Source organism: Metasolibacillus meyeri (genome assembly GCF_003049505.1).
Lineage (GTDB): Bacteria > Bacillota > Bacilli > Bacillales_A > Planococcaceae > Metasolibacillus > Metasolibacillus meyeri.
This window is the reverse complement of the sequence record NZ_PYWN01000021.1, coordinates 1-21,603: the sequence shown is the minus strand read 5'-3', so window position 1 is coordinate 21,603 and position 21,603 is coordinate 1. Positions and strand designations below refer to the sequence as shown.

Here is a 21,603-nt window from a genome sequence, read left to right as displayed (position 1 = left end):
AAAAAGAATTTGTCGCTGACGTTACACTTTCGCGACAGGAGAAGATTTGCTGAAAGAAGTTAAAAAAAACGTTCCATTGCTTGCTGAAATGCTGTCATTTTGTGTTGCTCTTTCAAGGCAAGACGAAACCATTGTCCATCCATCCCTAAAAAATTTTGCGTATGACGTAACACGATTCCTTCTTTAAGCAATGAAAAATAAAACTCAGTTGCATCGTATTCGGAGGGCAAACGAAATGCAACATAGTTTGTTTCACTATTCGTCACAGCACAGCCTCGCGCCTTTAACCAATTCACCATATTCACACGCATTGCCCTCGCTTGCTGTCGTGAGCTTTCACAAAAATCGCCTTCCTGTAGTGCCTGTATACCAAGTGCAATCGCAGCAGCGCTCACATTCCAATGCGGCAATTCCTGTTTAATATCAGCCGCCTGCTGTGTTAATGCGTAGCCTAGTCTCACGCCCGCCATGCTATACATTTTTGTCATGGAACGTAGCACCGTTAAATTGGTAAATGAAGCGACTAAATCAATGACGGACTGCGCTTCATCCGTCCAATCCATAAACGCCTCATCAACGACCACATCACAGCCTACCTGTTGCCCGTGTTTGAGCAACTCGATTAACTGATGCTTTGGTGTAACAACGCCCGTAGGATTGTTCGGATTACAAATATAAACAGCCTTTGCGCTTGCCATCGCTTGCTTCAATTGCTCCATTGGTAATGCATAGCTTATTAGCTCCTCCACTGCAACAGATTGAATGATGGCCTGCTGCTGAAGCAATGTGCGTCTATATTCGGAAAAAGAAGGCTCGATGATGATAACCGTTTTTTTCGTATAGCGTTTAGCTATTGCCATTAAAATTTCCGCTGCCCCGTTGCCTATAACAATATGCTCCTTCGCAATATGATGGTGTAGCGCTAATTCACCGTGCAAAGGCTCAGCATCTTCATGTGGATACATGGCGATTTGCTCAAATAATGCTGCCCAGACATTCGAAAAGCTGGCAGGTGGTCCTAAAAAATTAACATTTTCGCTTAAATCGATGACTTGTGCAGGCATTTCAAGTTGAAGCGCTTGATACAATGTCGCTGGATTAGCTCCATGTGCAGGATATCGCATAAAACAAGCCTCCCATCAGTAATGTAAAAAATATCGTAACGCTATATAAATGCTGAATGGAACGTAAAATATGCTCCTGCTTTAATTCAACACTCGGCTCTCCCATATAAGCGCGAAAGGACGTTTTTCCTTGGTACGTATTTTCACCACCTAAACGGATGCCTAGCTGCAATGCGGTAGCAGCCTCCAAATAGCCACTATTTGGGCTCGGATGCTTTTTCGCATCTCTTAACCAGTAACGCAGCCGTTCCTTCCATGTAAAAGGCCCTTCGTTTTTTGTCAAACATAAAATGCACAAGCCCGTGATACGGCTTGGGATAAAATTGGCGATATCATCGAGCTTTGCAGCAAAATGACCGAACTCCCCGTAACGCTCATTGCGATAGGCAATCATCGAATCAAGCGTATTGATCGCTTTATATACCCATACACCTGTTGCGCCGAATAAAAGCGCATAAAAAATCGGTGCTGTAATGCCATCGCTCGTGTTTTCAGAAACTGTTTCCACAACGCCACGTACAATTTCAGGCTCTTCCAAATGTGCCGTATCACGCCCAACAATCCAGCCAAGCTTCGTACGCGCCTCTTGCATATCCCCTTGTTTCAGCGCTTCGTAAACGACCATTGCCGCATCCTTCAAGCTTTTTTGTGCAATCGCAATCGCAATCAAAATAATTTCGATTATAGCCGCGAACCAAATGGAGACAAGTCCTGCTAAATAAATAAGCAGCCAGACGACAAACCCTGTGATGCTCACAACAAGCACAGCCGTTACAGCACCTTTGACAAAGCGTGCTGCTCCATGATTCAAACGGTGCTCGAAAAAGGAAATGAGCTTGCCAATCCACATAACTGGATGTGGCAGTGAGCGCGGGTCACCAATGATACGATCAAGTAGAATAGCAACGCAAACAATCACCAACTTCATTGCAGTTCACCCTTTTGATACGCATCATAGCCATCAATCGCTTTATGCAGTGTCGCTGCAACGCCTTTTCCTATGAGCGCACCTAAACGTGTAATCGAGCCCCCATATTCATGATACTCACCTTGCTTCGTTACAGCTAGAGCGATGCTATCTGTCGACGTTCCCGTTGCGACCGTACCACTTTTCTTATCTAGAATATGGCGTTCAGACAATACTTTTACCTTTGCTTCGATGATGCAATTATATGCTTGAATCAATGCCTCATCGCTCATATCCCCGTTTATAAAAACGAAAATATTAATCGTCCCAACAGTTGGTCGGTATGTATATTGATACGACTGTGTCACATCGACTGCATTGCCTAAACCCGCCGTAATAAAAACGTCAATCGATGTTCCCCCGTCTAGATAATCCTCTCTCATAACAAAGCGCTGCGGTACGGCTGTCATCATCGCAACAGTCGCTTGTAAAGGCACTGTATAACGCTGTAAAAATTGCTCATATTCTCGCTTTGCATCTTCTGGATAATAATCTTTACTCACCGTCCGATTAACGAAATATTGATAATAGCCAATACCTGGATTCACCATCGCGGAGCTTAGTACCTTTAATGGTCGCTCGCTTTTGATAACGAGCAACTCTTCATCTCGTTCAACCGTCAGCATGTCGACTCCCCCATTTGCATCATTTCATAAAATTTTTTCATAGTAAGATTTTCTCGATAATGGATAGCATTCATTTCAACATAATGCCCACCATCAGTTTTGGCTTCCATCTATAAAAATAGTAAAATCGTTGCTGCACATGCTAAGCAAACAGCCATATAAGCAAGTGAAATAATAAATTTTCGTTGCTCCTTTTTAAATACGTATTCCATCACTACACGAATCGCAAATACAAGGCCGAAAAATAAAAACAATACAAAGTATAAATATTTCCCGCTAAACCCTCTCACTGCAACATTGACGATAAAAAAGGCACACAATAAAATTTCAAACACAAAATGAAGTTTATTGACATATTGATCCATAAACTTTTCATTTTTTTGAATGCTAAATTTCTTTCTTAACCATAAATCCAGTATGCCAGCCATCACAAAGCCGACAATAAAAACAGTAATAATCACAGCTTTAAACCTTCCTTAACTTTTATTTTAATTCTAAAGCCTTTTTTGTACCGAATGCGTGGCGGGATGAATGCTTCAATTTGACTGAAAAGTCTACGTGTAACCTTAAACCCTCTAGCAAATGACACAAACTGTAAAAAAATTACTCACTAACGTCTATCGTGACGGTTTTAGGCTCACTTCCACGCATCCGAAAAGAATCTCGGCTCAATGGTCATTTACTTTTGTAAATAGTGATTTCGCCAGTCATCTGGTACTAAGCTTCCACCTGTTGACCAAATGAGATGGTGCGTATTTTGCATGAACGGCTTTAATCCATGCTGCTCCACATAGCCCAGCCCTTTACGTGCAAGCTGTATCGGTCCAAAAAAGCCCGCATGTGCAGATGGCTCCATGAAAATATGCTCGCTATTATACATTTCTTGCAAGCTTTCAAATAAAAACACGTCCTCTACAGTATAACAACCACTCACAATCGTTGCCATCTGTGCGCCGACAAATTTCGACGCACGCCCTACCGCAAGTCCATCCGCCTCCGTCACATTGGTTAAACCAATTTGTGCCACATCGATTTCATCATGCAAGTCTGTCATCATACCGAGCAACATGCATGGTGACTGCGTTGGCTCAGCAAAGAAAATATGCACATTCGAGCCATACAACTGCTTCAAGCCATAGCTAATGCCGCCTGGTGCACCGCCAACACCGCATGGGAGATAAACAAATAACGGGTGTTCCTCATTCACCGTAATGTTTTCGGCTTCAAGCTGTGCCTTTACACGCAGTGCTGCCACCGCATAGCCTGCGAATAAATCGAGCGAATTTTCATCATCGACAAAATGACATGTCGCGTCTTGCTCTGCCTCTAATCGCCCCTGCTTGACAGCCTCACTATAATCGGCCTCATACTCAATGACAGTCACACCTAAATCTCGCAGCAATTGCTTTTTCCATTCCTTTGCATCCATCGACATATGCACTGTGACATGAAAGCCCAATTTTGCACTAATAATGCCGATACTTAAACCTAAATTGCCTGTCGAGCCTACCGCAATTTTATAGTTTTGAAAAAATTGACGGAAGCGCTCATCATATAATTGGCTATAATCATCTTCTATAGACAGTAAGCCGTGCTGAATCGCTAAGCTCTCCGCATGCTTCACTATTTCATAAATACCTCCACGCGCTTTCACAGAACCCGCAATTGGTAGCTGATGATCACATTTTAATAGAAGTTTTCCTTCAATTTTCGTCTCATAGGTATTTTCTAAATAAGTTTTCATCCGCCCAATCTCCATAATTGGTGATTCAATGATTCCTTCATATTCCTGCATTTCTGGAAAAGCGGCTTCAAAATACGGAGCAAAACGCTTCCATCTTGCCTCTGCCTCATACACCATTGCCATTGAAAAGGGAAAGCTTTGTTCATCATTTACTTGTTCATTCAACCAACATATAGGTTCAGCTCGTTGTAAAGGTGGGATTAAAGGAAATTTTTCGATAAGTTGCTCGATTAAATTATGCATTATTATTCATTTCTCCTCTCAATTTTACGGCGCGTTCACAAATTTGTTGAAAACATTTTTTGAAGGCAATATTATTTTCCTCAGTACGCTTTTTTGGCCCTCTCGTTCTCCCTCCTGCTCGACGGAATTTTGCACTTTCATAACGAAAAGCGAGCAATTGGTCTATATTATCCGCTGTCATTTCTCTTCCATTATGATCGACGACAAAAGCACCTTTAGCCAAACACATAGCAGCCAAACCATAATCTCCTGTAATGACAATATCATGTTTCGAAAGCGCATTTACCAGCTTAAAATCAACCGAATCAGGTCCTTTTGGTACAACAATTGTTATAACATTATCACGTTCAATACGATGAGAAGTATCGCAAAACAAGATTGGTTTTATCTTATATTGAGATGAAACAGATAGCGCCACATCAATCACTGGACATGCATCCGCATCAATTAATAATTGAATCACGATGTATTTCCCCTTTCCAAAAATGCTTTTCTTTCCTTTATTTTATTATTTTTATATAACTTAAACCCAACATTTTCCTAACTCCTGCCCTAAAAACGAATAAAAATTTATTGAATTGTAAGAAAAATCATAATACTATAGCATTTAAACGTATTTTGAGGAGGGAACTTGTTTTATGATGACAGATGTAATGACAAATGAGCAAGTGGCAAAAGAGTATATTGATGATGTATTCAAAAAACTAAAACAGAAATACGCCTTTGAATTAGAATTTTTACAGGCAGTTGAAGAGATTTTCTTATCGCTAGTCCCTGTATTTGCCCAAAACCCAGAATATATCCACCATAATATTTTAGCACGTATTGTTGAACCTGACCGCATTATTTCATTCCGCGTCGCATGGCAAGATGACAACAACAACGTACAAGTGAATCGTGGCTATCGCGTACAATTTAACAACGTGCTAGGTCCATATAAAGGAGGCATCCGCTTCCACCCAACAGTAAATGAATCGATTATGAAATTTTTAGCCTTTGAACAAATTTTAAAAAATGCGTTAACAGGTCAACCAATCGGTGGGGCGAAAGGCGGCTCAGATTTTAATCCAAAAGGAAAATCGGATGCTGAAATTATGCGCTTCTGCCAAGCATTTATGACGGAGCTACACCATTATATCGGCCCTGATCGTGATGTACCAGCAGGTGATATTGGTGTTGGCGCTCGTGAAATCGGCTATATGTGGGGACAATATAAGCGCATCCGCGGGCAATTTGAACAAGGTGTATTAACTGGTAAAAAGCCTGGTTACGGCGGTTCTCTAGGTCGCAAGGAAGCAACAGGCTATGGTTTAGTGTATTTTGTGAGCGAGATGCTGCATGATGCAAATTTATCATTTATCAATAAAACAGTGGTTGTATCTGGCTCAGGTAATGTAGCGATCTATGCGATTGAAAAAGCACAGCATTTCGGCGCAAAAGTCGTAGCATGCTCAGATTCAAACGGCTATATTTATGATCCAAACGGCCTTGATTTAAAAGCTGTTAAAGAAATCAAAGAAGTCAAAGGCGCTCGCATTAACACCTATTTAAATTATCACCCTGAAGCAACGTATTTTGAAGATTGCTCTAAAATTTGGACGGTTCCTTGCGACATCGCTTTACCTTGTGCAACACAAAATGAAATTAACGGCGATGCGGCACGCACACTTGTTGAAAATGGCGTTAAATTAGTGGCAGAAGGTGCAAATATGCCATCAGATTTAGAAGCGATTAACATCTTTTTAGACGCTGGCATTTTATTCGGCCCTGCCAAAGCAGCCAATGCTGGTGGCGTAGCTGTTTCGGCGCTTGAAATGGCACAAAACTCAGGCCGCAATAGCTGGACGTTTAATGAAGTAGATGCGAAATTACACGATATTATGAAAGCCATTTTCACAGAAAGCAAAGAAGCTGCAGAAAAATACGGCTATCCCAACAATTTAGTCGTCGGCTCAAACATCGCAGGCTTTACAAAAGTAGCAAATGGGATGATTGCAGAAGGCGTTTATTAAGAAAAGTCGATAGCTTTTGAAGGAACAGACGTGACAACAGTGATTTCTGTTGTCACGCTCTTCATTCGACAATAAATGTATTGCGAATGATTGCCCTGTCCTTGTTCATTTAAAAGCCCTCTTACTTAATATACTGGATTTTAGAAAAAATAGGCATGCGATTTCTCCCTTATTCAAAAGATTTTCCACAGTCTACAAACGAACATTCTCTATAGACAAGCATATAATTGTCCGTGTTACAATATAGCTATACTTTGTGAATTGGAGGGTTTCTTGTGGAATTAGTGTACACAGGTAAAACAAAAGATGTCTTTAAGCTAGAAGATGGTCATTATTTATTGAAATTTAAAGATGATGTAACAGGTGAAGATGGCGTGTTTGATCCAGGGGCAAACACAGTTGGCTTAACAATTGATGGCGCTGGCTTAGCAGGACTTCGCTTGACTTCCTTCTTCTATTCAAAGCTAAATGAACAAGGCGTACCAACACATTATGTGGATGCCAATTTCGATGATGCAACAATGACTGTGAAACCTGCTACAGTATTTGGTAATGGCTTAGAGGTCATTTGCCGCTTTAAAGCTGTTGGCTCCTTTTTACGTCGCTATGGTGCTTATGTACAGGAAGGTCAGGATTTAGACGCATTTGTTGAAGTAACGATTAAAGATGACGAACGACTAGACCCACCGATTTCGGCGGACGCACTTGCAATGTTAGGCATTTTATCATTAGAGGAATACGAAATTTTAAAGCAACGCACAATTGAAATTTCAAAATTCGTGGCAGTGGAGCTTGCTGAAAAAGGCTTAACTTTATATGATATTAAACTAGAGTTTGGTCGCGATGCAAAAACCAATGAAATCATCTTAATCGACGAAATTTCAGGTGGTAATATGCGCGTATACAAAGGCGATGCGTACATCGAGCCATTACAATTAGAAAAAATCATGCTTGCTTAAATCGTAAAAGAGGAATCTGGAGAAATCCTGATGCCTCTTTTTTAATAGGTAGAATGAACTAATTCGCTCATTGAACACGTATTTTCGCTCAACCAATGCCTAATTTCGCTCAACGAACATGCTTTTTCGCTCAGCCAATTTTCTACTTGTGAAAAGAGGGGCTGTTTTTTATTTGATGCCGTCGTAATTTTTGCGCAATTTCGTAAATAATGGTACAATTTATTTCGAATATCGGAATACGAGGAGGCTTTTTATGTCAACATTAAAACGTAGTGAAGTAACTATTGAAGAAACATGGAATTTAGCGGATTTATTTGCAACAGAGCAGCAATTTGAGGATGCTATTGTTGAAGCCAAAGCAGTTGCCGCATCAATTACCGAAACATACAAAGGGAAAATTTCAGATGCAGCAAGCGCTGTTAATGTGATTGCCGCATACGAAAAACTTTATGAAAAATTAGTCCCAATTGGTACATATGCCAACTTAGCTGTTAGCGTTGAACAAACAAATGGCGAAGCACAAATGCGCGCAGCGAAAGTTGGACAATTCAACTCTGCTCTTAGCGCTCAATTGTCATTTATTCAAAGCGAACTTTTACAATTAGATGAAACAGTATTAGTTGAAGCAAGCGAGCAGGCACCGCAATATGCGAACTATATTCGCAAGCTATTACGTGAAAAGCCATATCAATTACATCCTGAAGCTGAAAAAGCATTAGCAGCATTTGGCACAACATTTAATGCTGCGTACGGCTTATACAATACGACAAAATTAGTAGATATGCAGTTCCCTAATTTTGAAGCAAATGGCGAAAGCTACCCACTTAGCTACAATTTATTTGAAGGTGACTGGGAATCAGAAAATAATCAAGAAATTCGCCATGCTGCGTTCGAGGCGTTCCATAGCAAGCTAAGCGACTATCAACATACGACAGCAAAAACATATGACACGCATTTAAAAACAGAAAAAACGGAAGCTGATTTGCGTGGTTATAACTCTGTGTTTGATTTCTTATTACAATCACAGGAAGTGGATCGCTCACTTTATGATCGTCAAATTAACTTAATTATGTCTGAGCTAGCGCCACATATGCGCCGCTATGCGAAGCTACTGCAAAAAGTGCATAAGCTAGACCAAATGACATTTGCCGATTTAAAAATTTCGCTCGACCCATCATATGAGCCAAAAATTACAATCGATGAATCACGTAAATACATGAAGGAAGGCTTAGCTGTAATGGGCGCTGACTATGCAGAGATGCTTGATCGTTCATTCGATGAGCGCTGGACGGATTTTGCGAACAATGCAGGTAAATCAACAGGTGCATTTTGCTCGAGTCCATTTGGCTACCACCCATATATTTTAATTTCTTGGACAAGTAAAATGAACGAAGTTTTCGTCTTAGCGCATGAACTAGGTCATGCAGGACATTTCTATTTAGCGAATGCCAACCAAAACATATACAATGCTCGCCCTTCCCTATACTTCATCGAAGCACCGTCTACGATGAACGAGATGTTAATGGCCAATCACTTATTACAAAATTCTAACGATGCACGCTTCAAACGTTGGGTCATTTCAACAATCGTCGCGCGCACTTACTACCATAACTTCGTAACACATTTATTAGAGGCTGCTTATCAACGTAAAGTGTATGAAATTATTGATGCTGGTGGCTCTGTCAATGCAGCGAAGTTAAATGAACTAAAGCGTGGTGTGCTTGAAGAATTCTGGGGTGGTACAGTTGACATTTTAGATGGCGCCGAATTAACTTGGATGCGCCAACCGCACTACTATATGGGCTTATATCCATATACGTACTCTGCTGGCTTAACGATTTCAACAGAAGTATCGAAGCGCATTTTAGCAGAAGGTGAGCCTGCGGTAGCAGATTGGATTAACGTTCTAAAAGCGGGTGGCACAAAATCACCTGCTGAACTTGCAAAAATGGCTGGTGTTGATATTACAACAGAAGAGCCGTTACGCAACACAATCGCCTACATTGGTAGCTTAATTGATGAGCTTGAAAAATTAACAGTTGGGCTTGGCGAGATTTAAATAACAGAGGCTGTGGAGAGCATCTCCACAGCTATTTTCATTTCTCTACAGCTATCAGCAAAAACATCGGTCTTCTTAGTTCATCTTTCATATCCTCTAGCATGTCCTCTGATGGATACGATTCCTGCACCGCTTTGATTGTAAACCCTACTCCAATCAATGTATTTAAATAAGAAGCTACTGTTCGATGATATTTCACTACATCCTCCCCTAAAAAGGTCGTTTGTCGCAACCCTTCCGAATGATAATCATCGACAGCCCAGTGTAGGCGCTCTCCCCCTTCACCATAATGCCAATCTTGCGCTGCGCGACAGGTGAAAACAGGATGCTCCACTGAAAAGACGAATGAGCCGCCCTTTGTCAACACGTCAAATATTTTTTCACAAACCGCATCGAATGCCTCAATATAGTGAAACGCAAGCGAGCTAATCACCCTATCAAATTGCTCCTTCGCAAAATCAATATCCTCAATGGGCATTTGCAAATATGTAATGGCATCGCTATTTGTTAATGTTCGTGCCTGCTTCAGCATTTTTGCAGAAATATCGATGCCTATTACAGCGCTTGCTCCTTGCTCAATTGCATAGCGGCAATGCCAACCATAGCCACAACCTAAATCAAGCACAGACTTATTTTCAAACGATGGCAATAAATCCTTTAAAATATGCCATTCCCCTGCTGCCGTTAAGCCCTCTGTTGAGCGTGACATTTGTGCATAGATATTAAAAAATTGATCGTTATCATATTTATTTTGTTTCATTGCTTTCCCTCCAAGTTATATTGCAATCCCATTCTATCATCCTTCTATAATTTTTGAAATATTCCGCAAACAATGCTAAAATTATTTCGTATAGCGTAATAAAGTGAAGCTATCCCTCAGGGGTTTTTACAAGCTATTTGTTCCCCACTTCAATACTACATATTTTGACTTTGGGGTTACCTGACGCCTCGCTTTCGCTACAAAAAGATTGTTAATACAGGATAATTAGGAGGCTATTATTTTATGACAACATTAAAACGCAGTGAAGTCAATGTCACAGAAACGTGGAATTTAGATGATTTATTTACAACGGAGCAGCAATTTGAAGCTGCCATTGAAGATGTTAAAGCCTATGCTGTAACTACCGAAAAAGTCTATAAAGGAAATGTTAGCAATGCGGAACAAGCGGTAGAAGTCATTAGCGTCTATGAAAAATACCTTGAAAAAATGATGCCGATTACGACATATGCTTTTCTCGCGCAAAGTGTAGATCAAACGAATAGTGAATCTCAACTACGCTCCGCCAAAGTGTCACAGCTTTCGTCTTCCTTGAACGCTAAACTATCCTTTATCCAAAGTGAGCTTTTACAGCTGAATGAAAATGCTTTGCAGGAAGCAAGCACACTCGCACCACAGTATGCTCATTTTATCAGCAAGCTAGTGCGTCAAAAGCCGCATCAGCTCCACCCAGAGGTAGAAAAAGCTTTAGCTGCATTTGGCACAACATTTGGTGCTGCCTTTGAGCTTTACTACATAACAAAATTAGTCGACTTGCAATTTCCTGATTTCAAGGTAGATGGCACAAGCTATCCATTAAGCTTTAATGCGTTCGAAGGCGATTGGGAATTTGAAAATGATTTAGCACTTCGTCGCGCTGCCTTCAATGCTTTCCATCAGCAACTGCGTCACTATCAGCACACGATGGCCAAAACCTATGATACACATATTCAACGTGAAAAAACAGAAGCGGATTTACGTGGCTATCCTTCTGTTTTCGACTATTTACTGCAAACGCAGGAAGTAGACCGCACATTGTATGACCGGCAAATTGATTTAATTATGAAGGAACTTGCACCGCATATGCGCCGCTATGCAAAGCTTTTACAAAAGGTGCATGGCATTGAGCGCATGACGTTTGCAGATTTAAAAATTTCACTCGACCCAGTATACGAACCACAAGTTTCTATTGAGGAAGCACGTAAATATGTCAAAGAGGGGCTCGCCATTTTAGGGGATGATTACGCACAGATGCTTGACCGCGCATTTGATGAGCGTTGGATTGACTTTGCACAAAATAGCGGTAAATCAAATGGTGCTTTTTGCTCAAGCCCCTTCGGCTACCATCCATATGTCTTGATTTCTTGGACAAGCCGTATGAAGCAAGTATTTGTGTTAGCACATGAGCTTGGTCATGCTGGACATTTCTACCTAACCAATAGCCATCAAAACATTCTAAGCGCTCGCCCATCCATGTACTTTATTGAAGCACCGTCAACGATGAACGAAATGCTGATGGCACATCATTTATTACAAAGTGCCAACGACGCTCGCTTTAAGCGCTGGGTAATCGCCAAAATGGTATCACGTACGTACTATCATCAATTCGTCACACATTTATTAGAAGGTGCCTACCAGCGCAAAGTATATGAAATTGTTGATGCAGGTGGCGCTGTTAATGCACTAAAGCTCAACGAATTAAAGCGTAGTGTGCTTGAAGAATTTTGGGGCGACACAATTGACATAACAGAGGGCGCTGAATTAACTTGGATGCGTCAGCTACATTATTACAAAGGTTTATACCCATATACGTACTCTGCTGGTTTAACAATTGCTACAGAAGCGTCACAGCGTATTTTAACAGAGGGTGAAACAGCCGTTACAGACTGGCTTGAAATGTTAAAAGCAGGTGGCTCCAAAACACCTATTGAATTAGCAAAAATGGCTGGTGTTGATATTACAACAGAGGAGCCGCTACGCAATACCATCGCTTATATCGGCAGCTTAATTGATGAGCTTGAAAGCTTGACAGAGGCGCTTGCCGAGTAAAGTGAACCTTCAGTTAGTGGGGTTTCGCACATCCCCACTGACTGATAACTTCATAAATCAGACCTTTGCTAACTTTAAATTGGTCTTAACATAACAATTCGTCCGTTTTAACCTATTGTTAACGGTTGCTGGAACAGTACGGACACCCCTGTATCAATTGCGGCACTACCAACCGCCTTTGCTACAACACCTACAACGCGCTCATCTAACGCCTTTGGCACGATGTATTCCTCCTGCAATTCCGCCTCTGTTACTAATGAAGCAATCGCCTCCACCGCAGCTATTTTCATCGCTTCATTGATGTCTGTTGCTCGCACATCAAGCGCACCGCGGAACACCCCAGGGAATGCGAGCACATTATTAATTTGATTTGGATAATCAGAACGCCCTGTCCCTATCACACGTACACCCCATGCTTTTGCGTTCTCATATGTGATTTCTGGATTCGGATTAGCTAAGGCAAAAACAATCGGATCATTATTCATTGAAGCAATGTGCTCCTTCGTTAATAAGTTGGCAACAGATACACCAATAAATATGTCTGCGTCCACTAACGCATCGCTTAAATGACCTTGCTGTAATTCACGATTAGTTAAATGGGCAATGCTTTCTTTCATTGGGTTCATTCCCTCTTTGCGTCCTTTGTAAATAATACCTGTTGTATCGCACATTAAAATATGTGTGAAACCCATTTGTACAAGAATACGCAAAATGGCTATACCAGCCGCCCCTGCTCCATTAATGACTACCTTCACCTCGCTCGCCTTCTTCTCAACAAGCTTTAAAGCATTGATTAATCCCGCTGCAACGACGATAGCTGTACCGTGTTGATCATCGTGAAAGACAGGAATTCCACACTCGGCACGCAGGCGATCCTCGATTTCAAAGCAGCGCGGTGCTGAAATATCCTCTAAATTAATACCGCCAAATGTCGGCGCAAGATGCTTTACCGTTTGAACAATTTCATCAACATTTTTTGTATTTAAACAAATTGGCACAGCATCCACATTGGCAAAACGCTTTAATAGCAATGCTTTGCCTTCCATTACTGGTAACGCAGCTTCAGGCCCTATATCACCAAGTCCAAGCACAGCCGTACCATCTGTTACAACAGCAACAAAATTGCCCTTTATTGTATAGTCATAAACGAGAGAAGGATTTTTCTCAATCGCAACACATGGCGCTGCTACCCCTGGCGAATAAGCTAAGCTTAAATCATATGAATCTGCAAGCGGCACTCTCGCTTTGATTTCCATTTTCCCACAATATTCTTCATGTAATTCTAACGCTTTTTGCATAACATCCATTTATCCATCCCCTTTTAATAATCTGAATTTTCTTTATAGTTACGTATCATATCGTTCCGAAAATATTAAGTCAATAATAATGTTTATTTTATTTTCAAGCGAATTTAAAAACCCTTCAAAAATCATATACATCAGCACATTGCTCACTATTTCACAAATAAAAAATAAAGGATTTACCCACATTATTTACTTTTTCAAAATAACAATAAGACAACGCTTACATTTTTCACCCTATAGTTATGTAAGTGGCTTTTTGTGAAAACATGCACGATTCGTTTTCGCTAGGAAATTATGAAAAGTTTCACAATGTTCCTTGTAAAAAACGTCACATTTTAGACACATTTTTAGATGCACTTTAAAAATACGAAAAATCATGTAAAGTTGAATATATAGAAAGAAGGCGATTTTTTGTTAATTTTATTATTTTTAATTGGTCTTGTTGGCAATATCATCGGCACACTTGCTGGAGGCGGCGGGTTGATTACATTGCCAACAATGCTTTTAATTGGCATGCCTGTACACTCTGCAATTGGTGCTAACAAAGTTGCCAGCGCCATCAGTGCATTATCCAACTTTTATTCTGCTCTACGTCATAAAGAAGTGACTTTTGCGGAAGCCCGTCCAATAGCTATTCTTTGCTTTAGCGGCGGTTTGCTTGGAGGACTAATTGCCTCCCTTTTATCAAGCAAGACACTAACAATACTGGCGCTAGGCCTACTTATTTTTGCTTTTGTGCTATCTTTTTTAGGGAAAACCACTTTTGGTGAAAAAGTCGTCCTTGAGCTCAAGCATCGCACACGCGCACTTTTAATTGGTGTTGGGATATATGATGGGATGTTTGGACCCGGTAGTGGAACATTGCTATTATATATTTATCCCGTATTAACAGGCTGTAAGCTCCTTACTTCAAAATATAGAGTAAAATCAAAGTATTTAAGCAGCGAGATCAACAGCCTGTAAAAACCCGATTGGTGAAACTATCAATCAGTAGGAGTTGAAGGACACTCCAACTGAATTGAAGGTTCACTTTATGCAAGTTCAGGCTTAAGCTATATGAAAGCTGTTGTCTTAGGTCGTGTTGGCATTTTTGCTACATGCTTCGGTGCAGCAATTACATACATATTAACTGGACAAATCTTATGGATGGAAACATTATCATTAATGGCTGGTGCAATTATCGGTGCACAAATTGGCTTATTGCTTTCACGCAAAGTAAGCAATAAGCTGGCTAGTCAATTGCTGCGCATTATTACCATCATTTTAATTGCACAGCTCGCTTATGACCTATTCGTCTTATCATAAAAATAAACAGATTGACCTTACAGGAGGTAGCCAATGGATAAGCAACCCCAACAGGAACCTTTAACAGAGGAAGAATTTTTGGAGCTTGTGTTAGCAGAACAAGAAAGAGCTTTAGAGGAAGAAAGGCAGCGTCGTCTAAATGGGCAACTTAAAAAGCCGAGACAGCGCCCTATGATTCGTTTAATCGTTTATGTCATGGCCTTCGCTTTAATATTTAATACATTCGCCATCATTTTTCAAATTTACTCCATCCCAGCGATTGAATTTATTAAAGTATCAGCAAAGCTATCACAACAGGAAAATATTCAGCAATACAAAAAAGCGGTCGTCGAAATTTCATCCGAAAACAGTAAAGGCACAGGCTTTGCCATTTCCGCAGATGGCTATATTATGACAAATGAGCATGTCATTGATGATGCGCTAGCGCTCACAGTCGTTTTTCCAGATAACGGCTTGTATAAAGCGCGCGTCATTGCAAGCAACCCTGAAGTCGATTTAGCCATTTTAAAAGTGGAAACAGAGGTGGAGCTACCATACCTTCCATTAGCCGATGCTTTTCAAGCAAATAAACAGCATGTCTATGTAATTGGCAATCCCCTTTATTTCACAGGTATTGCGAATGAAGGCGTTGTCTTAGAGCCACTTCAGCTCAAGGATTGGCAGGAGCAAGTCATTATGCTACAAGCCCCGATTTACAAAGGCAATAGCGGTAGCCCTGTGTTAACAGAGGATGGGCAAGTCGTCGGTGTCGTGTTCGCCACAACAAAGCATGATGAGCATGGGCGCATTGGGTTATTCATACCGATTGAGTTGGTACATCGGGAATTGCTTTCTATTGAAGATTTTGTGAAATGAGCCTTTAATCAGTGGGGGTTTTGCACATCCCCACTGATTGCTGATAGAAAAACACAAGCGTGTTCAAATTTTCTGATTCAAAAGTAACAATTCGCTCGTGAGATAGGTGAATTCGCCCGCAAGATGCCCATTTTCGCTCGTAAGACAAGTAAATTCGCTCAACCAAAACAAAAAAATGGGCGTCACGACGGTTTAGTGATATTATCAACTACAGTTCTTAGTGGGATATTACGCCCCGATTCAGGAAATAAGAAATGAAATTTTGTCGCCATTCGGTAAAATGGATTTAATAGTCTCGAACCCGTTTTAATCGTATGCATCGCACCTGCTGCTTAAAATGGCTCATTCAACGGCCGCGCATAACGCTCCTGCAATTTCGGATGTAGCCTTTTGAAATCTTCATCTAATAGCTTTTCATAAATTATATTGAATCACATCCGCTAAACGATAATTGTTCACATCGATTTCAGTCGTTAGCCCCTGTGCAAGCATAGCTAATTCCTTACCTAAATACGGACCTACCGTCAAACCACTTGAGCCTAGCCCATTCGCTACAAGCACATTGGAAAATTGCGGCAACCGCCCAATAACAGGAATTGCACTCGGCACGACGGGACGGAAGCCTACCTTTATCTCGCTTAGTGTGGCTTCTCGCAAATCGGGGGCTAGTTGAAAAGCTTTTTCTGCTATTTCATAAGCGGCTCCAATTGTTGGACGCACATCAAATCCTTTATCATCCTCATGTGTCGTCCCAATCAGCATACGCCCTGCTTCAAACGCCAGCATATATAACGTGGACGGGGCTATCACAACAGGTAAATGCTCCGTCTCCTTGCCTTCTACTTGCAGCTCTATAATTTGTGCCTTCTGTGGCTTTACTTGCATGTCGATTTGTAGTGATTGCAATGTTTCACTGCCCCATGCACCTGTTGTGACAATGACTTCATCTGCGACAATGCTTGTGTCATTCACCATTACAGTGACAATTTTTTCATCTACCACTTGTAAAGTCGCATCACCTTCGATATACGTTACGCCTAATTGGACAGCCGCATTTTTCATGGCCTCCGTTATTTTCCGCCCGTCAACTCGCGCACCGCCGCTCGCATAAGCCGCATAGACAGGCTCGGTTATGTATGGGAATAGGCTCGCTACTTCTGCTGTAGTCAGCTTTCTCGTTTCACCGATTTCAGGTGCTTCCACCTTACGTTTGTCAGCCAACACTAAAATTTGCTCAATGCGAGTTTCCTCAGGATGAATATGTAATGCCCCTACGCGCTCGTAGCCCGTATCTGTTTCACCTAGCTCAGTTAATTTTTCGATGAGTTGTGGATAATAGGCCGCACCATTTCTCGCTAAAAAATACCACGCCTTATTGCGACGCTGTGATAGCCAAGGGCTAATAATCCCTGCCGCTACATTTGTCGCCTTGCCGCTATCATTGCGGTCAATCAATGTCACTTGCGCTTTCTTTAAAGCTAAATGAAGGGCAGTTGAAGCACCTAAAATGCCAGCGCCAATTACTACATAATGCTTTGTCATGCAAACCATCCTTTCTATTATCGCTATTATACCTTAATTTGGTGTTTCACTACGTAAAAATGGCTGTTTAGAAAGGTACTCCCTTCCAAAACAGCCTCATTGTTAATTATTCCGTCAGCTCCTGTGACAACACTTTACGACTAATCCAAAAGCCTTGAACTGTAAATGTTAGCATAACGAGCACAACAAATACGATGCTCGATGTCAGTAGCAAGGAATAGTTAAACACTAACTTGCTATTATCAACCAAGGCCAACAATTTTGTAAATGTCACACCTAAAATAATTCCGACTGCTAGCCCGTATAAAATAAAGGCGAGCACCTGTGATAAAATTAATTTGACTAAGCCATTTGGCGATAGCCCAATAAGGCGCTGAATCGCATAATCCATGCGTTTATGGTGAATCATATGCATTAATACTTGAATGACACCTATGCATGTCCCGACGAAAATCACAATTAATACACCGATAAATAAGCTCCAGCGCTGATAATGCATCTCCTCATTTTCCTGTAGAAAAGAGTCATAATCCAACGTAACAAGTGCAGGCCAACGCTCGTATAAAAAACTAATTTCCTGTAAAGTTTGTTCAATATGATCTGTTTCAATCAGAATCTCGCTCACCATAAGCCTTGGGTCTTGTGCAACAACTTCTGACGACCAATCAACATAAACTTCTATTCCTCTCCCTTCGTCAGGAACGATGTCTATTATTTCAATAGGCTCCACCTGTAACTCCTCAACATGCCAGCTATCCATACGCCAATCACCTACAGGTAGACGGTCCCCTATATGAAGCGCATGTTTCTTCGCATAATCCTCTGTTACAACAGCGCTGTTACCCATATCATGCTCCGTTTCTTGTCCCAACAAAAGTTGTAAGTCAGTTGCCTCGACAGCGCTCAAATGCCAATCCTCATTTTTGAATAAATGAAGTCCTGAGCCTCCATTCTTTGCTAAAGCATCCTTGACAGAAGGCAATGCCCTGATTTCCTCCACCACTTGATAAGTAAACGTCGGGTCTTGTAAATCATTTTTTACGACAACAGGTGCTTCAAACAGGTAGTTCAAATAGTTTTCATCATTCGCTTGAATTGTCTTAAATAATGTCGTGCCAAAAATTAAAATCATCATTAGCCCAATCATGCTCAAAATAATCGGCATATTTTTACGAATTTGTGGCATCAGCTGCTGGGACGCTAAATACGCTTCCCTTCCAAATAACATGCGAATTGGCTGTAGTGCGAATTTTAATAACCAGCTAAATACATAAGGTACCAATAACAAAACAAGCAAGGTTGTCAGCAACGTCCCTAGCAAAATAGCAGAGGCTTGCTGTGCATCATTGTCCTTTTGAGCGGCTGCTCCTAAAAAGGACAGCACCGCAAAGAAAGCAAGTACCCCAATAATAAATAATTTCACCTTCGTCATACGGAAGGCTGTTTCTTCATTTTCCACCGCAATTTGCAATGGTAGTAGCTTCATGCTCTTACGCATTTGCCACTGTATCGCAATAAAAATAAGCGCAGAAAAAACAGCGATAATTATGAGCGCTAGCAAAATAGGAAAACCCGTTTTGGCAGGTGGTAAATGCATTTTTTCCACGAGTGTTGGCAGCGCAAATTTAATGATTACAAAGCTAAATAAACTGCCGCTCACCACACCAACTGCTAATATCGTAAGCAATTGGATTTGCACAATTTTCCCGATTTGTTTTTTGGACGCACCAAGCGCCCGCAATACCATCAACTGCTCCTTCAACTTCACAAAGACGAGCTGGAAGGCTGACATTAACAAAACAATCGTAATAAGCAAAACGAAAAAGGACAGCACAATGATAAAGATCATTAACGCTTGAAAATTAGCTTTCACGTAATCGTACTCATTAACGATATCGATACGCAACTCTTCATCGAGCGTCAATAATTGTGTCGCGATTTCTTTCACAGGTGCTTTTTTGTCAAGATCAACTAGTGCAAACATCCCTTCACCTTCTATAGGATAGGTTGAAATTGCCTGTGCTGTTGCATGTGCAAGGATGACCACCTCTATATCAGATGCACCAGGTAGAGGCGTTAATACCTCAACAATCGTATATGGTTGAAATTCGATTAGCAGCGTATCGCCAACCTCTTTGTCAAATAGCTGCGCCAGCTTCTGTGAAATGACAACATCTGATGCCCCAATAGTTTGTTCATAATGATAGCGGCTTTTCACGAGTGCATCATTATGCGACCCGATTGTATAAACAAAAGTCCGTACGCCCTCGACATTCGTATGTGTCAGATGGATTGCGGATACATCATTTACCTCTTCAATTTCTTCGATGGCACTCAACTGTTCAGCCGTTAGCCATTTATTTTGCTCTGGATTATAGCCCACATAAATCTCTGCCTCGCCAAACAATCTATAAATATCCGCCTGTAGCTGTGCTTTTCCGTTCCAAATATACATCGCCATCGTCATAATTAAGCAAATGGATAATGCAATAATCATCACGCTCATAGCGATTTGCTTGGAGGCCGCGCGGTAAAGCTTTAATGCAATCGCTCGTAAATTAAACATTAGCGCTCACCTCTAGAAATCAGCTTAAACTTGGCTAAAATCGCATCTAAATCTTGCTCACTTTGTTCATTTTGGTACGAATCGACAATCGCACCATCGTGGAAAAACAGCACGCGATTTGCATATGTTGCGACATATGGGTCATGTGTCACAAGTAAAATCGTCTGTCCACGCTGCTGAATCTCGACTAATAATTTTAAAATATCATCTGTCGTGTTAACATCTAAGGCGCCCGTTGGCTCATCCGCCAACAAAATCGGGGGCTTCGCAATCATCGCTCTCGCAATCGCCACACGCTGCTTTTGTCCCCCTGACAATTCATTTGGGCGATGCTTGCGCCAATTATAAATGCCTAACTCCCGCATCATCTCATCTACAAGCTCTTTGACTTCCTTGCTCGGCACATCATTTAAAATCAATGGCAGCGCAATATTATCCTCGACATTTAAATCCTTTAATAAATGGAATGCTTGAAAAATAAAGCCGATATTTTCTTTGCGAAAATTCGATGCTTTTGGCTCTTTATAAATTGCATTGGCCTCTTCTCCGAATAAAAAAATTGTCCCGCTCGTTGGCTCATCAATCGCACTAATCATATTGAGTAAGGTGCTTTTCCCAGAACCGCTTGTTCCCATAATAGCAACCATCTCACCTTGGTAAATCGTACAATGCACATTTTTTAAAGCGTTCACCTCATGTGCTTTTTGCTTAAAGACCTTTGACATCCCCTCTATACGCAAAACCTCTGTTAGCTTCGTTTGCGGGACGGGAATTTTATTAATCATCTCCTTCAACGGATTGAACCCAGTCATCTATGTATGCCCCCTTTAATTGTTGTCGCAGTCGCTGTAAGCCTCTACGAATATTCGTTTTGACTGTCCCTTCAGGAGACGCCATAATTTCTGCGATTTCTCGCACTGTATAATCTTGATAAAAACGCAGCAGCAGCACCGTTTTATATTTTTCATCAAGGCTTGCGAGCGCCTGCCAAAGATCCAGCTCCTCCTCCACTCTTTCATGAGATGGGGCTTCCAGCAAATCGAACGCTTGCGGCTCCGTCAATTCGGTATGTTGCCCTTTCGTTATGTATGTTTTACTGCAATTAATGACAATGCGCGTCATCCACGTCGTAAAATATTGAGGCTCCTTGAGCTTTGGCAATCCTTCATACGCGCGAATCATCGCCTGCTGAAAAATATCGATGGCATCATTTTCATTTTGCACATAGACATATGCCATGCGATACAGCTGATTTTGCAGCGGCTCAAGCAAATCATAAAAGGCTTGCTCATCCCCATTTTGCGCCTTTTCTACTAAATTCTCTTGTAAATATGTAATCGCCCTCGCCTCCCTTCACCTATTAGACTCGCAGAAAATGGATTTCGATTCAAATATTTTATAAAGTGAACCTTCAATCAGTGGGGGTTTTCCTCATCTCCCACTGATTGGTGATAAAGGAACACAAGCTAAACACTTCACATCCTGTGAAAA

The 21,603-nt window shown here is 41.2% G+C and carries 20 protein-coding genes; 7 read left to right on the top strand and 13 right to left on the bottom strand.

The annotated features are described in order from the left end of the window. Positions 1-59: 59 nt before the first annotated feature. From C9J34_RS03025 to C9J34_RS03000, 6 genes are all read right to left on the bottom strand, one after another. Positions 60-1,124 carry a pyridoxal phosphate-dependent aminotransferase gene (locus C9J34_RS03025; RefSeq protein WP_107838380.1) on the bottom strand — a complete coding sequence of 355 codons (1,065 nt, stop codon included), beginning with the start codon at positions 1,122-1,124 and terminating at the stop codon, positions 60-62. Then, positions 1,099-2,052: an adenosylcobinamide-phosphate synthase CbiB gene (gene cbiB, locus C9J34_RS03020; RefSeq protein ID WP_107838379.1), complete on the bottom strand. Its 954-nt coding sequence runs from the start codon at positions 2,050-2,052 to the stop codon at positions 1,099-1,101. Before cbiB ends, C9J34_RS03025 begins: the two co-directional genes overlap by 26 nt. Beyond that, positions 2,049-2,717: an adenosylcobinamide amidohydrolase gene (locus C9J34_RS03015; protein ID WP_107838378.1), complete on the bottom strand. Its 669-nt coding sequence runs from the start codon at positions 2,715-2,717 to the stop codon at positions 2,049-2,051. Before C9J34_RS03015 ends, cbiB begins: the two co-directional genes overlap by 4 nt. Positions 2,718-2,827: 110 nt before the next feature. Further along, positions 2,828-3,178, bottom strand: coding sequence for a DUF4181 domain-containing protein (locus tag C9J34_RS03010; RefSeq protein WP_107838377.1), 351 nt, complete (start codon positions 3,176-3,178; stop codon positions 2,828-2,830). 218 nt (positions 3,179-3,396) lie between these two features. Beyond that, positions 3,397-4,704, bottom strand: a complete 1,308-nt coding sequence (locus C9J34_RS03005) for a D-serine ammonia-lyase (protein WP_107838376.1) — start codon at positions 4,702-4,704, stop codon at positions 3,397-3,399. After that, a complete protein-coding gene (locus C9J34_RS03000) occupies positions 4,697-5,164 on the bottom strand; it encodes a YaiI/YqxD family protein (protein ID WP_107838382.1) in 468 nt (155 codons plus the stop codon). Before C9J34_RS03000 ends, C9J34_RS03005 begins: the two co-directional genes overlap by 8 nt. Positions 5,165-5,345: 181 nt before the next feature. Between C9J34_RS03000 and gdhA the strand changes: the two genes are divergently transcribed. From gdhA to pepF (C9J34_RS02985), 3 genes are all read left to right on the top strand, one after another. After that, on the top strand, positions 5,346-6,716 hold the full coding sequence (gene gdhA / locus C9J34_RS02995) for an NADP-specific glutamate dehydrogenase (protein WP_107838381.1): 1,371 nt from the start codon (positions 5,346-5,348) through the stop codon (positions 6,714-6,716). A 275-nt stretch (positions 6,717-6,991) separates the two neighbouring features. Next, a complete protein-coding gene (locus C9J34_RS02990) occupies positions 6,992-7,675 on the top strand; it encodes a phosphoribosylaminoimidazolesuccinocarboxamide synthase (protein ID WP_107838375.1) in 684 nt (227 codons plus the stop codon). Between the two features lie 253 nt (positions 7,676-7,928). Further along, entirely contained in the window at positions 7,929-9,734 is a 1,806-nt protein-coding gene (gene pepF, locus C9J34_RS02985) for an oligoendopeptidase F (RefSeq protein ID WP_107838374.1), read from the top strand. A 37-nt stretch (positions 9,735-9,771) separates the two neighbouring features. Here pepF (C9J34_RS02985) and C9J34_RS02980 read toward each other — a convergent pair whose 3' ends face one another. Then, positions 9,772-10,494, bottom strand: coding sequence for a class I SAM-dependent methyltransferase (locus C9J34_RS02980; RefSeq protein ID WP_107838373.1), 723 nt, complete (start codon positions 10,492-10,494; stop codon positions 9,772-9,774). 243 nt (positions 10,495-10,737) lie between these two features. Between C9J34_RS02980 and pepF (C9J34_RS02975) the strand changes: the two genes are divergently transcribed. Beyond that, on the top strand, positions 10,738-12,540 hold the full coding sequence (gene pepF, locus C9J34_RS02975; RefSeq protein WP_107838372.1) for an oligoendopeptidase F: 1,803 nt from the start codon (positions 10,738-10,740) through the stop codon (positions 12,538-12,540). Between the two features lie 107 nt (positions 12,541-12,647). Here the strand turns inward: pepF (C9J34_RS02975) and C9J34_RS02970 are convergent, their stop codons facing one another. After that, complete coding sequence (locus tag C9J34_RS02970; protein WP_107838371.1) at positions 12,648-13,847, bottom strand: NAD(P)-dependent malic enzyme; 1,200 nt, start codon at positions 13,845-13,847, stop codon at positions 12,648-12,650. A 408-nt stretch (positions 13,848-14,255) separates the two neighbouring features. Between C9J34_RS02970 and C9J34_RS02965 the strand changes: the two genes are divergently transcribed. From C9J34_RS02965 to C9J34_RS02955, 3 genes are all read left to right on the top strand, one after another. Next, on the top strand, positions 14,256-14,807 hold the full coding sequence (locus tag C9J34_RS02965) for a sulfite exporter TauE/SafE family protein (RefSeq protein ID WP_107838370.1): 552 nt from the start codon (positions 14,256-14,258) through the stop codon (positions 14,805-14,807). Between the two features lie 93 nt (positions 14,808-14,900). Further along, entirely contained in the window at positions 14,901-15,149 is a 249-nt protein-coding gene (locus C9J34_RS02960; protein ID WP_107838369.1) for a hypothetical protein, read from the top strand. A gap of 33 nt (positions 15,150-15,182) precedes the next feature. Continuing rightward, on the top strand, positions 15,183-16,004 hold the full coding sequence (locus tag C9J34_RS02955) for a S1C family serine protease (protein ID WP_107838368.1): 822 nt from the start codon (positions 15,183-15,185) through the stop codon (positions 16,002-16,004). Between the two features lie 182 nt (positions 16,005-16,186). Here C9J34_RS02955 and C9J34_RS22805 read toward each other — a convergent pair whose 3' ends face one another. The 5 genes from C9J34_RS22805 to C9J34_RS02930 form a co-directional block, all read right to left on the bottom strand. Further along, entirely contained in the window at positions 16,187-16,324 is a 138-nt protein-coding gene (locus tag C9J34_RS22805) for a hypothetical protein (protein ID WP_107838367.1), read from the bottom strand. A 94-nt stretch (positions 16,325-16,418) separates the two neighbouring features. Continuing rightward, positions 16,419-17,546, bottom strand: coding sequence for an NAD(P)/FAD-dependent oxidoreductase (locus tag C9J34_RS02945; protein ID WP_107838366.1), 1,128 nt, complete (start codon positions 17,544-17,546; stop codon positions 16,419-16,421). A 106-nt stretch (positions 17,547-17,652) separates the two neighbouring features. Beyond that, positions 17,653-20,112: an ABC transporter permease gene (locus tag C9J34_RS02940; RefSeq protein WP_107838365.1), complete on the bottom strand. Its 2,460-nt coding sequence runs from the start codon at positions 20,110-20,112 to the stop codon at positions 17,653-17,655. Continuing rightward, entirely contained in the window at positions 20,112-20,897 is a 786-nt protein-coding gene (locus C9J34_RS02935) for an ABC transporter ATP-binding protein (RefSeq protein ID WP_420799111.1), read from the bottom strand. Before C9J34_RS02935 ends, C9J34_RS02940 begins: the two co-directional genes overlap by 1 nt. Next, positions 20,890-21,450, bottom strand: a complete 561-nt coding sequence (locus tag C9J34_RS02930) for a sigma-70 family RNA polymerase sigma factor (RefSeq protein WP_107838363.1) — start codon at positions 21,448-21,450, stop codon at positions 20,890-20,892. Before C9J34_RS02930 ends, C9J34_RS02935 begins: the two co-directional genes overlap by 8 nt. Positions 21,451-21,603: the final 153 nt, after the last annotated feature.

Excerpts from the sequence above, each read along its gene's own strand:
- C9J34_RS02945 (WP_107838366.1), bottom strand. The coding sequence starts at position 17,546 with ATGACAAAGCATTATGTAGTAATTGGCGCTGGCATTTTAGGTGCTTCA.
- C9J34_RS02960 (WP_107838369.1), top strand. The coding sequence starts at position 14,901 with ATGAAAGCTGTTGTCTTAGGTCGTGTTGGCATTTTTGCTACATGCTTC.
- C9J34_RS03025 (WP_107838380.1), bottom strand. The coding sequence starts at position 1,124 with ATGCGATATCCTGCACATGGAGCTAATCCAGCGACATTGTATCAAGCG.
- C9J34_RS03015 (WP_107838378.1), bottom strand. The coding sequence starts at position 2,717 with ATGCTGACGGTTGAACGAGATGAAGAGTTGCTCGTTATCAAAAGCGAG.
- cbiB (WP_107838379.1), bottom strand. The coding sequence starts at position 2,052 with ATGAAGTTGGTGATTGTTTGCGTTGCTATTCTACTTGATCGTATCATT.
- C9J34_RS02955 (WP_107838368.1), top strand. The coding sequence starts at position 15,183 with ATGGATAAGCAACCCCAACAGGAACCTTTAACAGAGGAAGAATTTTTG.
- gdhA (WP_107838381.1), top strand. The coding sequence starts at position 5,346 with ATGACAGATGTAATGACAAATGAGCAAGTGGCAAAAGAGTATATTGAT.
- C9J34_RS02980 (WP_107838373.1), bottom strand. The coding sequence starts at position 10,494 with ATGAAACAAAATAAATATGATAACGATCAATTTTTTAATATCTATGCA.
- C9J34_RS02935 (WP_420799111.1), bottom strand. The coding sequence starts at position 20,897 with ATGATTAATAAAATTCCCGTCCCGCAAACGAAGCTAACAGAGGTTTTG.
- C9J34_RS02940 (WP_107838365.1), bottom strand. The coding sequence starts at position 20,112 with ATGTTTAATTTACGAGCGATTGCATTAAAGCTTTACCGCGCGGCCTCC.
- C9J34_RS02970 (WP_107838371.1), bottom strand. The coding sequence starts at position 13,847 with ATGGATGTTATGCAAAAAGCGTTAGAATTACATGAAGAATATTGTGGG.
- C9J34_RS03005 (WP_107838376.1), bottom strand. The coding sequence starts at position 4,704 with ATGCATAATTTAATCGAGCAACTTATCGAAAAATTTCCTTTAATCCCA.
- C9J34_RS22805 (WP_107838367.1), bottom strand. The coding sequence starts at position 16,324 with ATGCATACGATTAAAACGGGTTCGAGACTATTAAATCCATTTTACCGA.
- pepF (WP_107838374.1), top strand. The coding sequence starts at position 7,929 with ATGTCAACATTAAAACGTAGTGAAGTAACTATTGAAGAAACATGGAAT.
- pepF (WP_107838372.1), top strand. The coding sequence starts at position 10,738 with ATGACAACATTAAAACGCAGTGAAGTCAATGTCACAGAAACGTGGAAT.